This is a genomic window from Hymenobacter sp. BT559 (genome assembly GCF_017571525.1).
GTDB lineage: Bacteria > Bacteroidota > Bacteroidia > Cytophagales > Hymenobacteraceae > Hymenobacter > Hymenobacter ginsengisoli.
Genome location: NZ_JAGETY010000006.1, coordinates 126,734 through 141,064, shown reverse-complemented (window position 1 = coordinate 141,064; position 14,331 = coordinate 126,734). Strand labels below are relative to the sequence as shown.

11 protein-coding genes are annotated in these 14,331 nt (G+C 59.1%); 8 read left to right on the top strand and 3 right to left on the bottom strand.

Annotated features, from left to right (window positions below; genetic code table 11):
• The first annotated feature begins 141 nt into the window (after window positions 1-141).
• From J4D99_RS10135 to J4D99_RS10115, 5 genes are all read left to right on the top strand, one after another.
• Window positions 142-1,080, top strand: coding sequence for a DMT family transporter (locus tag J4D99_RS10135; protein WP_208131584.1), 939 nt, complete (start codon window positions 142-144; stop codon window positions 1,078-1,080).
• Between the two features lie 71 nt (window positions 1,081-1,151).
• Complete coding sequence (locus J4D99_RS10130) at window positions 1,152-1,868, top strand: SDR family NAD(P)-dependent oxidoreductase (RefSeq protein WP_208131583.1); 717 nt, start codon at window positions 1,152-1,154, stop codon at window positions 1,866-1,868.
• A gap of 68 nt (window positions 1,869-1,936) precedes the next feature.
• Entirely contained in the window at window positions 1,937-2,572 is a 636-nt protein-coding gene (locus tag J4D99_RS10125) for a TetR/AcrR family transcriptional regulator (protein WP_208131582.1), read from the top strand.
• Window positions 2,573-2,574: 2 nt separating this feature from the next.
• The gene (locus J4D99_RS10120; RefSeq protein WP_208131581.1) at window positions 2,575-3,888 is read left to right on the top strand and encodes an ABC1 kinase family protein; all 1,314 of its coding nucleotides are present in this window, start codon (window positions 2,575-2,577) and stop codon (window positions 3,886-3,888) included.
• 79 nt (window positions 3,889-3,967) lie between these two features.
• The gene (locus tag J4D99_RS10115) at window positions 3,968-4,831 is read left to right on the top strand and encodes a dienelactone hydrolase family protein (protein WP_208131580.1); all 864 of its coding nucleotides are present in this window, start codon (window positions 3,968-3,970) and stop codon (window positions 4,829-4,831) included.
• Window positions 4,832-4,908: 77 nt separating this feature from the next.
• Here J4D99_RS10115 and J4D99_RS10110 read toward each other — a convergent pair whose 3' ends face one another.
• The 3 genes from J4D99_RS10110 to J4D99_RS10100 all read right to left on the bottom strand — a co-directional run bounded on the left by J4D99_RS10110 (window position 4,909) and on the right by J4D99_RS10100 (window position 7,921).
• Complete coding sequence (locus J4D99_RS10110; RefSeq protein ID WP_208131579.1) at window positions 4,909-5,760, bottom strand: hypothetical protein; 852 nt, start codon at window positions 5,758-5,760, stop codon at window positions 4,909-4,911.
• A 269-nt stretch (window positions 5,761-6,029) separates the two neighbouring features.
• Window positions 6,030-7,184 (bottom strand): alpha/beta hydrolase, encoded by a 1,155-nt coding sequence (locus J4D99_RS10105; RefSeq protein ID WP_208131578.1) that lies wholly within the window; start codon window positions 7,182-7,184, stop codon window positions 6,030-6,032.
• A gap of 65 nt (window positions 7,185-7,249) precedes the next feature.
• Complete coding sequence (locus J4D99_RS10100) at window positions 7,250-7,921, bottom strand: hypothetical protein (protein ID WP_208131577.1); 672 nt, start codon at window positions 7,919-7,921, stop codon at window positions 7,250-7,252.
• A gap of 784 nt (window positions 7,922-8,705) precedes the next feature.
• Here J4D99_RS10100 and J4D99_RS10095 point away from each other — a divergent pair.
• The 3 genes from J4D99_RS10095 to J4D99_RS10085 all read left to right on the top strand — a co-directional run bounded on the left by J4D99_RS10095 (window position 8,706) and on the right by J4D99_RS10085 (window position 14,260).
• Entirely contained in the window at window positions 8,706-11,714 is a 3,009-nt protein-coding gene (locus tag J4D99_RS10095; protein ID WP_208131576.1) for a SusC/RagA family TonB-linked outer membrane protein, read from the top strand.
• A 22-nt stretch (window positions 11,715-11,736) separates the two neighbouring features.
• The gene (locus tag J4D99_RS10090; protein ID WP_208131575.1) at window positions 11,737-13,350 is read left to right on the top strand and encodes a RagB/SusD family nutrient uptake outer membrane protein; all 1,614 of its coding nucleotides are present in this window, start codon (window positions 11,737-11,739) and stop codon (window positions 13,348-13,350) included.
• A 100-nt stretch (window positions 13,351-13,450) separates the two neighbouring features.
• On the top strand, window positions 13,451-14,260 hold the full coding sequence (locus J4D99_RS10085; RefSeq protein WP_208131574.1) for a SusE domain-containing protein: 810 nt from the start codon (window positions 13,451-13,453) through the stop codon (window positions 14,258-14,260).
• The last annotated feature ends 71 nt before the right edge of the window (window positions 14,261-14,331 follow it).

Below are 14,331 nucleotides of genomic sequence, written 5' to 3'. Positions count from 1 at the left end.
CGTAGCGCGACTCAACGAAGGCGGAGCCAACTTTGTAGTTCGCATTCGCGCGCCGTACCTAACGATGCTTACCGGCCCTCGAACGCGAACTACAAAGTTGGCTCCGCCCTCGTTGAGTCGCGTTACTTGCGCTCCCCTTTTATGTTCGCTAAAATTCGCCTGCACACGGCCCTGTTTCTGGTTTCGCTCATTTACGCCGGCACCTATAGCCTCGCCAAGGATATTATGCCGCACTACATGCAGCCGCTGGGCATCGTGACGCTGCGCATTGCCGGGGCGGCGCTGTTTTTTGGGCTGTTGCAGCTAGTGGTGGCGCCCGGCGAGCGCATTCGGGGGCGGGCCGACAACCTGCGGGCCATTGCCAGCGGCGTGCTGGGCATCGGGCTCAATCAATTGTCGTTTTTTGCTGGCCTCAACCTCACCACGCCCATCAATGCCTCGCTGCTCCAGACCGTCTCGCCCATCGTGGTAGTGCTGGCCTCGGCGGTGCTGCTCAAAGATAAAATCACGCTGCCCAAGCTGGCGGGCGTGGCGCTGGGCACGGTGGGTGCGGCGGCCCTCATCCTGAGCCGGCCCAGCAATGGCGCGGAGGCCCAGAATGCGCTGCTCGGCAACTTATACCTGCTATTCAACGCCACCGTGTTTGGTCTTTACTTGGTAATAGTGGCGCCACTCATGCGTAAGTATCACGCGTTTACGGTACTGGCGCGCATTTTTCTGGTGGGCGGCGTCATTGCCATTCCCATTGGCTTGCCGCAGGCCATTCGGGCCGACTACGCCAGCTTCCCGCTCTACATCTGGGGCGAAATAGGCTACATGATATTCTTCCTCACTATCCTGGCCTATCTGCTGAATAACTGGGCGTTGAAGTATGCCACGCCCGCTTTGCTAGGGGTGTATATCTACCTCCAGCCCGTGCTGGCGGTACTCATTGCCGTGGCTACGGGCAAAGACCAGTTTACCCTGGACAAAGCCTGGCAGGCGGCGCTCATCTTCGTGGGCGTGTGGCTGGTGAGCAAAAAGCCAAAGCCGACTGCTAGCCCCGCCCCGGCGCCCGCCAGCGAGCTAGCCGCCGAGTAGCCCGGCTAGCCGCCAACCCTGGCCCTAGCTCAACCGTTAGCGAGGCTCAACTACTTGCTTGCGCTGACCTCATGACTTTTACTGGTAAGAATATCCTCGTTATTGGTGCCTCGTCGGGCATTGGGCTAGCCACGGCCCAACAGCTGCACGCCGAGGGGGCCACGCTATTCACGGCCTCGCGCCACCTGTCGCCCGAGCTGGCGGCGCTGAGTACCACCCACCTCCCCTACGATGCCACGCAGCCCGTAGGCGCGGCCTTCGACGCCCTGCCCGAGGTGCTCCACGGCCTGGTCTATTGCCCCGGCTCCATCAAGCTGCGGCCTTTTGAGCGGGTGCCATCCGAGGACTTTCGCACCGATTTTGAGCTGAACGTGCTAGGGGCGGTGCAGGCACTGCAGGCGACCATTAAGCGCCTCAAAAAGGCCGAAGGTGGGGCTAGCGTGGTGCTATTCAGCACTGTGGCCGCCGCCGTGGGCATGAGCTTTCACACCAGCATCGCCACTGCCAAAGCTGCCGTGGAAGGCCTCACTCGTGCGCTGGCCGCTGAGTATGCCGCTAGCGGTCTCCGCGTCAACTGCCTGGCACCCAGCCTGACCGATACACCCCTGGCCGCCGCCCTGCTCAACACGCCCGAAAAGGCCGAGGCCGGCGCCAAGCGCCACCCCTTGCAGCGCGTAGGCCGGGCTGGCGACCTGGCCGGCATGGCCGCCTTCCTGCTTTCCGACCAGGCTACTTTTATCACGGGCCAGGTGCTGGCCGTAGATGGCGGCATGGGCAAACTAAAATAGCGCCCGGCCACCCCCAAAATAAGCGCGGCTAGCCCGAACTGCCGGGCTAGCCTAGTGGTTGTACTGGCATGGAGCCTACTTCGCTAAAGCCCGCCTACCTCGACTACCTGCGCCGCCACGGCTACGCCCCCAAAACCGTTTTTGCCTTTGCCGATGCACAGGGTATTTCGGAGGGCGAGTTTTACCGTTACTACGCCTCCTTTGCCAGCATCAACCGGGAAGCGTGGGTTGATTTTGGCCGCGAAGCCCGCACTCAGGCGGCCCTGGAGCCCGCCTGGCAAGGCTACGGCGCCCGCGAAAAGCTGCTGGCATTTTATTATACACTGCTCGAAATCCTGAAAAACAACCGCAGCTTTGTGCTGCTCACGCTCGGCCGCTCGCAAAAGCGGCAACCAGCGCTGGTGCCCAAGGTGCTAAATCAGTTTGAAGCTGATTTCAAAGACTTTGTGCAGGAGATATTGCAGGAGGGCCGCGCCACTGGCGAAGTGGCTAGCCGGCCCTTTTTGCAGGATGGCTACGGGCGCCTCTTCCTGCGCCAGCTGCAGTTCATCCTGCTCTATTTCGTGCGCGACGAGTCGGCCAACTTCGAGCGCACCGACGCCGCCGTGGAAAAGGCCGTGACCCTGAGCTTCGACCTGGTGGGCCGCAATACCTTCGATTCGGCCCTCGATTTCGGCCGGTTTTTGCTGCAAAAGCGCGCCTAGCCATGTCTGACGACCAGCCCCAGGAATCGCTGCCTACCTCAAAAGTGGCCCGCGCCGCCCGCTTTGCCAAAACCGGCCTCAAAGTGGGCGCCAACTACGTGCAGCACTACGCCAAAAAAGCCGTGGGGGCTGACTCCCCTACCGCCGACCTGCACCAGGCCAACGCCGCCGAGCTCTACGGCACGCTTAGTGAGATGAAAGGCTCGGTGCTGAAAGTGGCGCAGATGCTGGCGATGGAGAAAAACCTGCTGCCCCCGGCCTACGCCGAGCAGTTCCGGCAGGCGCAGTACCAGACACCACCGCTCTCGGGCCCATTGGTAGTCAAGGCTTTCCGCGATGCCTTCGGGCACTCACCCAGCCAGCTATTCGATGAGTTTGAGCCCGAGGCCCGGCAGGCCGCCAGCATCGGGCAGGTGCACTTTGCCCGCAAGCTAGGCAAGCCCTTGGCCGTGAAGGTGCAATACCCTGGGGTGGGCGCCAGCATCCGGTCCGACATTGCGATGGTGAAGCCGGTGGCCCTGCGTATTATAGGCCTGAAGGAAGAAACCCTGCGCCCCTACCTGGCCGAGGTAGAGGCGCGCCTCATGGAAGAGACTGATTATAAGCTAGAGCTGAGCCGTGGCCAGGCCGTGGCAGCCAAGTGTGGCCACCTGCCGCACCTACAGTTTCCAACCTACTATCCGGCCTTGTCATCGGCCCGCATCCTCACCATGGCCTGGCTGCCCGGCCAGCACCTCAAGGAGTTTCTGGCCACCGAGCCTAGCCCGGCGGTGCGCAACCAGCTTGGCCAGGCGCTCTGGGATTTTTACCAATATCAGCTGCGTGAGCTGCGCCAGCTGCACGCTGACCCGCACCCGGGCAACTTCCTGTTTAGCAGTGCCAACGGCGGCACCGTGGGCGTGCTCGACTTCGGCTGTGTCAAAGACGTGCCGCCCTTGGAGCAGCAACAGTTTCTGGCTCTGCTAGCGCCTGAGACCCTAGCCGACCCGGCCCGCCTCGAAGCGCTGCTCACCGAAGCCGGCGTGCTGCGCCCCGCTGACGCGCCTGCTCTGCGCGCTATGTACCTGCGCACGCTCACGCAGTCGCTGGAGCTGGTAGGCCGCCCCTTCCGTCAGGACACGTTTGATTTTGGCGACCCCGCTTACCTGCAAAGTCTCTACGCCCTGGGCGACGACCTACTGCAAGACCAAGAGCTGCGCCAGCAGCGCGAGCCCCGCGGCTCGGCCCACTTCGTGTACCTGAACCGCACCTTCGTGGGCCTGTTTTCGCTGCTTACTGAGCTGGGCGCCGTGGTGCGCACACAGTACGAGGGCTAGCGCGGCGCCCCTTCCGAAAACCTGTACCGTAGTGGTCCGGTTAGGCTAGCACCTTTCCGGACCACCCTCATTTTTACCCATGAAAAAACTACTTCTCTTGCTGGCGGCGGCCCTTTCGCTAGGCCCCGCCACTGCCCAAACCACCCCCACAGTGCTGAGCTGCTGCGCCCGCCCGGCCGGCCCCAGCGCCACCGAGGCCTTCGCCATGCTCGCTACCGATAAGGACTTCTCGGGCGGCCACGATGCCCCACTCCCCTATTCGTATGAGGGTGATGGCCAGATGATAACTTTCAAAACTACCGACGGGCAGACCGGCCACGGCTTCGAAATCAAGAGCGCCAAGCCGAGCAATAAGTACCTGTTCGTCATCCACGAATGGTGGGGGCTGAACGATTACATCAAGAAGGAGGCTGCGACCTACGCCCAGGAACTACCCGGCGTAAACGTTATTGCCCTGGACCTCTACGACGGCCAGGTGGCCACCACACCCGAAGAAGCCGGCAAGCTGATGCAGGGCGTGAAAACCGAGCGCGCTCAGGCCATCATCAAAGGCGCCCAGCTATACGCCGGCCCGAAAGCGCAGTTTGCCTCGATAGGCTGGTGCTTTGGCGGCGGCTGGAGCCTGCAAAGCGCCCTGCTTGGCGGCAAGCAAACCGTGGGCTGCGTGATGTATTACGGGATGCCCGAAAAAGACGTAGCCAAGCTCAAAACCTTGAATTCAGACGTGCTAGGCCTCTTCGCAGAGCAGGATAAATGGATTAACCCCGAGGTGGTAAAGCAGTTTGAGAAAGACATGGCTGCCGCCGGCAAAAAGGTAGCTGTAAAAGAATACCCCGCCGACCACGCCTTCGCCAACCCTTCCAACCCCAAGTTCAATAGAGAGCTAGCCGCCGATGCGCACCAGCGCGCCCTGGCTTACCTCAAGGCGCGTCTTAAAGCCTAACCCAACTTACTGCTCCTAAAAAGGCGCCCACTTCGCTTGAAGTGGGCGCCTTTTTTAATAGGGCGTTGAGCCAGGCCCTAGCGCAGCCCGGGAATACGCGCCGCAAATGCTCGGCTCCGGCTATCGGCCGCGGCCGGTACGCTGGCAAAGGGTAGCGGCCGGCTTGCCAGGGCTTGGCGGTGCAGTTTCGCAAGCTGCTGATGCAAGCCCTGCACCGCCGCGCCCAGGTCAGCCCAGTTGGCAGCTACGTAATAAACAGGTGCTTCCACGGCCAGCAAGTTGCTTTCAATTAGCTCGGGCTGGCTCAAAGCAGGTAGCGCACTGGCCAGGGGCTGATAGGCTGCTGCATCGGCGGCGGCCGCTGCGTGCAGGTGGCGGGCCGAGGTGAGCAGTGCCGCGCCGTAAAACTGCGGCCGGCCGCTAGGGCCTGCCAGCAAGCCCCGGTCGAAGGTGGCACGGGTGAAGCGCCGCAACAAGGCCAGCGCGGCCGGCGCGGTGGCCAGCGCCCAGGCTTGCCCCAGGCCTTGCAGTGCGCTGGCATAGCCGGGCTCCAGCAGCAGTGGCACCCGCCCAAAGAGGTCGGCGAACAGGTCGGGCCCACCAGGCGGCTGGTCAAACTCACTAAAGCTGCGCAGCCGTGATACTATCGGCAGTTCGCGCCGGGCCAGGGCCGCGTAGTACGTCGTTTCGCTCACTGGAGTACTCGTGAGCAGCAGTGTCCAGCCCGTGCGCTGGTGCACCAGTTGGCCGATGTGCGTGAGATTAGGCAATGCATCGCGGCGCAGACCCAGCTCAACCACGGCTTGGCCAAACGCCGGGCTAGCCCAGCGATGCAGCAGCGCCTGCTGGCGGTCGAACAACATCTTCCAGACCATACCCGAAGCGGGCGTGGCGGGGTGGTGCGGGCGGGCAAGCACGTGCAGTGACATAGCGGTAACGAAAAGGAAACACCAAAAAAAAGCCCGATTCCAGAGACCTGGAATCGGGCTGTAAAGCTTAGCTGAACGGGAGGGGCGGGAGCATTTTTAGTTGCTGAGTGCCCGAGGCAGCTGGCCATGACGCGCGATTCCGGAGCCCGGTTTGGGTCGGCAATTCATCGCGGTAATGACTAGCTGGTGGCGGTTCATATGGCGGCAAATATACGGGCGGCGCCAACACCCGCAAGTTTTCGACAGATTATTTTTGCTTGCCTGCGTGCTTACTCGGCCAGCAGCCAGCGGTAGGCCGGCCCAAACTCGCGCCGCCAAAACCATTCGGCGTGCTTGCCATCGGCGGGCGTAGTGTAGGCAATGTGGCTGGCTGGCACACCCTTGGCCAGCAGGCCTGCGCGCACCTCCTTCATCAGCGGCACCATCGTTTCGCTCTCGCCAAGGCCCGCCACAAAATAGAACCGGCTAGCCCGCGGGGCAGGCCGGCGACGCTCATAGGCCAAAATCGAGTCTTTGGCAAACCAGATGGCGGGCGAAAACACCCCTATTCGCCCAAACAGCAGCGGATATTTCAGCCCCGCATACAGCGCAATGAGGCCGCCCATGCTGGAGCCGGCAATAGCGGTGTGCGCAGCGTCGGGCTGAGTGCGGTAGTGCGCATCAATGTAGGGCTTTAGGGTAAGCGCCAGAAAGTTGGTATACTGGTCGCCTTCCCCACCCTTCTTATATTCGGCGTTGGGCCACGGCGAGTACTCATCGAGGCGGCGCTCACCCCCGTTATCAATGGCCACCACGATGCACTCGGGGCCGCTTTTACCCGCTGCCAAGCGGTTCAGCGTTTCATCAACGCCCCACTCGCCCGAAAAGGAAGTTGCCTCATCAAACACGTTCTGGCCATCTTGCAGGTACAGCACCGGGTAGCGCTTCAGCCGGGCTGCGGCATAGCCAGGAGGCAAGTAGAGCCACACCCGGCGCCTTCGCCCCCCTAGCTGCGGCAGCCGAAACGAATCGCTGAGGATGTGCACGTTAACGGTCTGCGTGTGGGGCTTTGGGGCGGCCGGAGCGGTGCCGCCAGGGCGCTGGTCCTGCCAGTTCACTACCTGAAACGTATGCACAGCGGGGCTAGCCCCAAACTCGGCGCGGCGATTGGCCACCGGCTGAAACGCCGCGTCGGCCTCGCCCGTGGCCCAGGAGCCACGCGTAAACTTAAATTCCTGCACCCCACGTACCGTGGCGGGCAGGGTCAGCTGGTAGCTGCCGTCGGCTTGGCGGGTCAGCGCAAAGTCCGCCGCGCCAGGCGTCCAATTATTGAAAGAGCCGGCTACATAAATGGATTGTGCGACCGGAGTAGTGGCTGGCACCGTAAGGCGCAGTGTAGTTTGAGCCTGGGCCTGCCACGACAGTAACGCTGCAAACGCGCTCAACCATAGCCTAACTGGCCACTTCATTCCATGCATACAAGTGCTTTTTAATGATTTCGCGAGCGCCCTTACCGAATAACGTCACCGCTTGTGCCACGCTCCGAGGTATCAATTTTGCGTAGCGTATACACCGCCCGCACAGAATCAACCCCCGGCAAGCCATTGACGCTGAAATCGATACGCGAGCCTTTTTTCTGAGGGCCGCTCACGAAGTGACGATATTCCTCCGCCGATTCGCGCACTACGTAGAGGTCGCCGGGGCTAGGCACTTTCAGGCGGGCGTAGGTGCTGCGGCCGTCGGGGGCCGCTTTGCGCTTTTCGCTGTTGGCCAGCAGGCTCACGCCAGCCAGGCGGTATTTCTGCGCATCGGCCGTGCCTTTGGGTGGGTCGTAGTTGCCTAGCCCATCAATAAAAACCTCGCGGCGAGCAACCAGCTCTTCCAGCGGCATGGTTTTCAGTAGCCCTAGGCTCTTTTCATCCATTAGCAGCTGCTGCACAGCATTGGTAGGGCCGGCCTGTTGATAAAATACCAGCACTGGGTCCTTAATCTTTATCCGATTGATAACGAGCGGCGGCTTTTCATCTTCCGCCTCTATCCGCTTGGCTGCTTCGATGGGCGCGGGCGGCGGGGGCGGCACTTTGGTGCCGGGGCGGCCTTTGGAAGCCGCCTTGCCGGGCACGGGCTTGCCAGGGGCCGGCCGACGGGTCTGAGCGCGGGCGCTGGTAGCAAGAAGCGACAACGCTAAACTCAGCGCCAAAGAATACTGGAGTGGTTTCATGGAAGCAATCGAAATCATCCAAAAGTACGGAGCGCATTTCTTAGCGGGCAAGCCCCGTTGATTTCAACAAAATATAGGGTGCCTAAGCAGTTTTTGCCACCGTTTTAAAACGCAAAAGCTAACTACTGTTAGTATAATGAGCCGCTGAGCAGAATTTGTGCCGTGACTTAGCGCCTAGCTACCACAAAAAACTGCCTTTCATGGGCAGCTAGGCAGTCTGTTTTTCTGATGAAGCAGGCACTGGACCCTACCAAACTGTAGCTGCTTTTACCTAGCCCGCAACGGTTCTACACGCAGGAATCCGCTAGCCTATCTTGAGCAATACATCGCGCCATAGCAATGCCTTTCAACGGATTACCTAAATCAAATGCTCAATATTTTGCTTGTTAAATTTAAATATTTATTTATAAGATAAATATGTTTTATACAAAGCCTCTATCCACTATCGAAATGCTATGGCCATGACCGTGCCCCAAAAGCGGTTTGTGCACACGTGCTGGCAGGGGCTTTTTAGTTGGTTTCTGCTGGGTCGATGGCTTATCTTGCTATGAATTCTAATAATTTTTTAACATTCTGCCCCATTCAATCTGCAATCGATTGCAGGTCTTACTCACCTTTTTTCTTCCTTGTTGCGGAGGCCTGCCTGGCACCAGTAAGTGGCCATTTTCACGCGTTGTGCCGGCTAGCCAAGAGCCTCTGAGCTTGTAATTTCTATTTCACTTTTCCCCACCCCAGTTTCAAATTTATGAAACAACCCTACTTGGTGAAACTACGGTTTCTCCTTCTATTAGTACTAGGCCTGACTGCTTCGCTAGGCGCCTGGGCCCAAGCGGGTACCGGCACAGTAAGCGGCCGTGTAACCGACGCTAAAAATGAAGGCCTCCCCGGCGTAACCGTGCTGGTAGAAGGCACCAGTGTTGGTGGCTCTACCAATGCCGATGGTACCTACACTATCTCGGGCATTCCGACCGGCGGGCACACGCTGGTAATCTCTTTTGTAGGCTACGCTACCAGCCGGGTACCGGTGACGGTGCGGGCCGGCCAAACGACCAACGTAGCGGCCCAGACGCTGGCTGAAAATGCCACTGCCCTGGGCGAAGCCGTAGTAATTGGCTATGGCACGCAGCGCCGCCAGGACCTGACGGGCTCGGTAGAGCAAATCGACTCCAAGCAGTTTGTAAAGGGCCAGGTAACCAGCCCGGAGCAGCTAGTGCAAGGCAAAGTAGCTGGCGTGCAGATTACGACCGGCGGTGGCGCACCGGGCGCAAATTCGCAGATTCTTATCCGCGGCGGCTCGTCGTTGTCGGCTTCTAACCAGCCGCTTATTATTATCGATGGCGTGCCGGTAGATAACACGGGCCTATCTGGGGCTTCTAACGTCCTGACACTCATCAACCCCAACGACATCGAGAGCATCACGGTGCTGAAAGATGCTTCGTCGACGGCTATCTACGGGGTGCGTGCTTCGAACGGTGTTATCCTGGTCACCACCAAGCGCGGTACGCAGGGCGACACGTTCCACGCTACCGCTTCGACGCAGCAGTCGCTGTCTACGCCTGTTAAGTACGTGGATGTGCTGAATGCCAGCGAATTTAAGGCCCTAGTAAACGCCAAGGGCTCGGCTAGCCAGAAGGCCTCGCTGGGCAACGCCAGCACCGACTGGCAGCGCGAAATTTACCGCACTGCCTACACGGCTGATAACAACGTGAGCATCAGCGGCGCGGCGGGCATTCTGCCCTACCGCATCTCGACTGGCTACCTCTACCAGGAAGGCATCCTGAAGCGCAACGACCTGAAGCGCTACACCGGCGCCATCACCCTGAACCCGGTGCTGCTCAACGGCAGCCTGCGCGTAAACCTGAACCTGAAAGGCTCGTGGATTGACAACAACTTCTCGGACCAGGGCGCCGTGGGTGCTGCCGTTTCGTATGACCCCACTCAGCCCATCACTTCTTCGGACCCCAAGTATGCTCCGTTTGGCGGCTACTACCAGTTCCTGGACCCTAGCGGCAATGGCAACCTCAACTCGCTGGCTACACTCAACCCGGTAGCCCTCATCAACCAGCGCCGCGACCGCAGCACGGTACGTCGTAGCATTGGCAACCTGCAGCTCGACTACAAAATCCCGTTTGTGCCGGGCCTGAGCGCCAACCTCAACGTGGGCTACGACATTCAGCGCGGCCGGGGTACCCTTAATGCAGCTCCTAATGCTGCCGCCTATTTCAACCAGCGCGGCGTGAACAATTACTACGCCCAGGACCTCAACAACACGCTGCTTGAAGCCTATGGCCGCTACGAGCACACGTTTGGTGCCAACACCAAGCTGGAATTCTTGGCAGGCTACTCGTTCCAGAAGTTTCAGAACCGCAACTACATCGTTAATAACTACTCGGCTGACGGCACCGTTTTCCAGCAGCCCGTGGCCCCGGCCTACAATGGCTCATATACTACGCTCAACACCAACGTGCTGGAAGGTTATTACACCCGTCTTAACCTGAACTTCTCGGATAAGTACTTGGTCACCGGCACTTTCCGCGCCGATGGCACTTCGCGCTTTAACCCAAATCACTTCGGCTATTTCCCATCGGGTGCCATTGCTTGGCGCATAAAAGGCGAGGATTTCCTGAAGGACAACACGGCTATCTCGGACCTGAAACTGCGCTTTGGCTATGGCAAGACCGGCCAGCAGGACTTGGGCGATAGCAACTACTACCCCTACCTGGCCAACCTGGGCCTGAGCACGCTCACGGCGCAGTACCAGCTCGGCAACACGTTCTATCAGACGCTGCGCCCGAATCAGTACAACCCCAACATTACCTGGGAAACCACGACGACCTACAACGCGGGCTTGGACTACGGCTTCTTCGGCGGCCGCCTGTACGGCTCTATCGACGTGTACAAGCGCGACACGAAAAACCTGTTGGCTTTCGTCACTATCCCCGCGCTGTCCGGCCTTTCCAACGCTGGCAACTTTAACATCGGCTCGCTCACCAACAAAGGGGTAGAGGCCGTAGTTAACATGGATGTAGTTAAGGGCGACCGTCTTAACATTACGGTGAATGCCAATGCCACGTACAACCACAACGAGATTACTTATCTACCTGATGTATACAAGGTGGGCGGCATCAGCGGTGGCGTAGGCAATACGATTCAAGTAAACAAAGCTGGCTATGCGGCCCAGTCGTTTTATCTGCAGCAGCAGGTGTACGACCAGAATGGCAAGCCCCTCGAAGGCGTGTATGTAGACCGTAATGGCAATGGCACGACTGCCGACGATTTTTATGTTTACAAGTCGCCCCGCCCAAGCTACATCCTTGGTGGTGGTGCCAACATCAACTACGGTGGCCTTAACCTGGCCTTCACGCTGCGGGCTAACCTCGGTAACTACATCTACAACAACCAGCGCTCGGGGGCCTTCTACGACGCCGGCAGCAATGGCTTTGTGAGCAACAAGAACCGCGAGGTACTGAACTCAGGCTTCACCTCGGCTCAGTACTATTCGGACTACTTCATGGAGAATGGCTCGTTCCTGCGGATGCAGAACGCTACGCTAGGCTACAATTTTGGCCAGCTAATTAAGAAAGGTACGAACTTAAGCCTCAGCTTTGCAGTTCAGAACGTGTTTGTAATCACGAAGTACACGGGCCTGGACCCCGAAATTGTAAACTTCGGCACGCCTAACACCCAGGGCATCGACAATACGATTTACCCCCGTCCTCGTACGTTCACCGTTGGCCTAAACCTTGGTATCTAATTTTTCCCACCCTATCGCTATTATGCAACGCAACTTCACTCGCACCCTGGGAATGTTAGCGCTCGCCGCCGGGCTGGCCGCCGCTTCCTCGTGCACCAAAGACCTCAATCAGGCGCCCGACTATTCGGCCAACGCGGAGGTGGTGTATAGCGACCCCGCCCAGATTCAGCAGGTGCTAGCCCGCCTCTACGCCACCTTCGCGGTGAGCGGCCAGCAGGGCCCCGCCGGCCAGCCCGACATCACGGGCATCGACGAAGGCTTTTCGAACTACCTGCGCCAGTACTGGCAGGTGCAGGAAGTAACCACCGACGAAGCCATTATTGGCTGGAACGATGGTACGCTTCCTAAATTGAACACGGACCAGTGGGATGCCAACAACGAGTTTGTGCGCGCCACCTACGACCGGGTGTTTTACGAAATCGCTCTCTGCAACGAGTTCATTCGCCAGACTTCGGACGCCAACCTGTCGAAGCGTGGCTTAGGCTCGGACGCGGCTAATACGGTACGCGTTTATCGCGAAGAGGCCCGTGTGCTTCGGGCCCTTTCGTACTGGCACGCCCTCGACCTGTTTGGCGGTGGTCCTTTTGCTACTGAGAATGATGCTATCGGCACTACTCCACAGTATAAAAAAGGCACTGACCTGTTCACTTACATCGAGTCGGAGCTGAAGGCTGTAGACGCGGCTGGGCTGCTGCTAGCCCCCCGCGCCGTGTATGCCCGTGCCGACAAGGCCGTATGCTGGACGCTGCTCACCAAGCTGTACCTGAACGCCAAGGTGTATACCGGCACCGACCGCTCGACCGACGCTATCACGTATGCCAACAAAGTATTGGGCGCCGGCTATACGCTGAGCCCCAACTATTCGTGGCTTTTCCTGGCCGACAATGATAAATCGGCGGCTAAGAACGAGATTATCTTCCCTATCACGTTCGATGGCATTCGTACCCAGACCTATGGCGGCATGACCTATCTCGTGCACGCCCCGGTGGGTGGTGCCGTACAGCCCGCCGCTATCGGCATCAATGGTGGCTGGGGCGGCCTGCGCACCAAGCCTACCCTGACGACGCTGTTTCCGGGCGGCGCTACAGGTAATGCCGACGCTCGCCAGACCTTGTTCTTCACCAAGGGCCAGAAGTCTAGCGTAGACACGCTGACCTTGTTTAGCAATGGCTACCTGGTATTGAAGTATAAGAATGTTACTTCGACGGGTGCAGCCGGCTCTGATGCACAAGTGAATGGTGGCTCGGGCAACTTCCCCGATACCGACTTCCCGATGTTCCGCCTAGCCGACGTGAAGCTGATGTATGCCGAAGCCTTGCTACGGGGCGGCTCGGGCGGCACGGCTGGCACGGCCCTCGACCAGGTAAACGAGGTACGGGCCCGCTCGGGCGCCGCACCGCTGGCTGCCGTTGCGCTGAATGATATCCTCGATGAGCGCGCCCGGGAACTGTACTGGGAAGGTCATCGCCGTACCGACCTTATCCGCTTTGGTAAATTCACTACCGGCTATAACTGGGCTTTCAAAGGCGGCGTACCGGCTGGCAAAGACATTGAGTCGTTCCGCACGCTGTTCCCCATTCCGAACAGCGACCGGACTGTGAATACCAATCTACCGCAGAACCCCGGCTACAACTAACCTATTTCGTTCGCAGGCTGTGGCGGGCCCTTGGCTGCTACAGCTTGCGAACTCTAGGTATTCGACTGTCTTTTTCTCACCCAGTTAGCTTGTATATCCCATGTTTACCTCTATTACCCGTGCTACGGCCGGCTTGCTTACGCTAGCCCTGCTTGGCTTCAGCTCGTGCCAGAAGGACGAGACGAAAGTCACGCTCACGCCCAAGGCGGCGCCCGCCCTTTCGGTTGCTACCACTACGCCAGACCTGGTGCTTTCTACCGCTAATGCGAACAGCACCGGCGACACGTTTACGTTCACCGCTGCCGACTTTGGCTACCAGTCAGCTACCAGCTACTCGCTGCAGATTGATAAAAAAGGTGGCGACTTCAGCAGCCCACAATCGTTCGATGGCGGCACCTCGGCTGGCGCTATTACGCTGACCAAGGCCCAGTTGGCAAACGCCTTCTTTGCGCTAGGGGTACCTTATGGGGCTTCTGGCCAGGTAGACGCGCGCGTGGTTGCTTCGGTGAGCCCAAATGCTACCAAGCAGTCTTCGTCGGTCGTAACGCTTTCGGCTACTCCTACACCCGTATGCGTACCGAACACCACTGGTCGTACCTGGAGCCTGATTGGCCCCGCCGGCACCGACTGGGGCACTGATGTAGCCCTCACCTACGATTGCTACAGCCAAACTTTTAAAGCCCGTCTTCCCCTGCAAGCCGCTGAATTCAAGTTCCGTGCTAACAATGACTGGTCAGTAAACTTTGGAACTACGCAGGCAACAACCGCTATCACGATGAGCAGCCTGGCCCAAGGCATCACACTCACTAATGGCAACAACAACCTGCAAATCACTACGGCCGGCACGTATAATATCGTGCTAGCCCCGAGCGCCGACGGCAAGTCGGGCACCGTTACAATCAAGCCCTAATAGGCTCGTACATTGCTCTTCATAAAAAAACCGCTGCTCACAGCGGTTTTTTTTATGAACTGGCCTAAAAG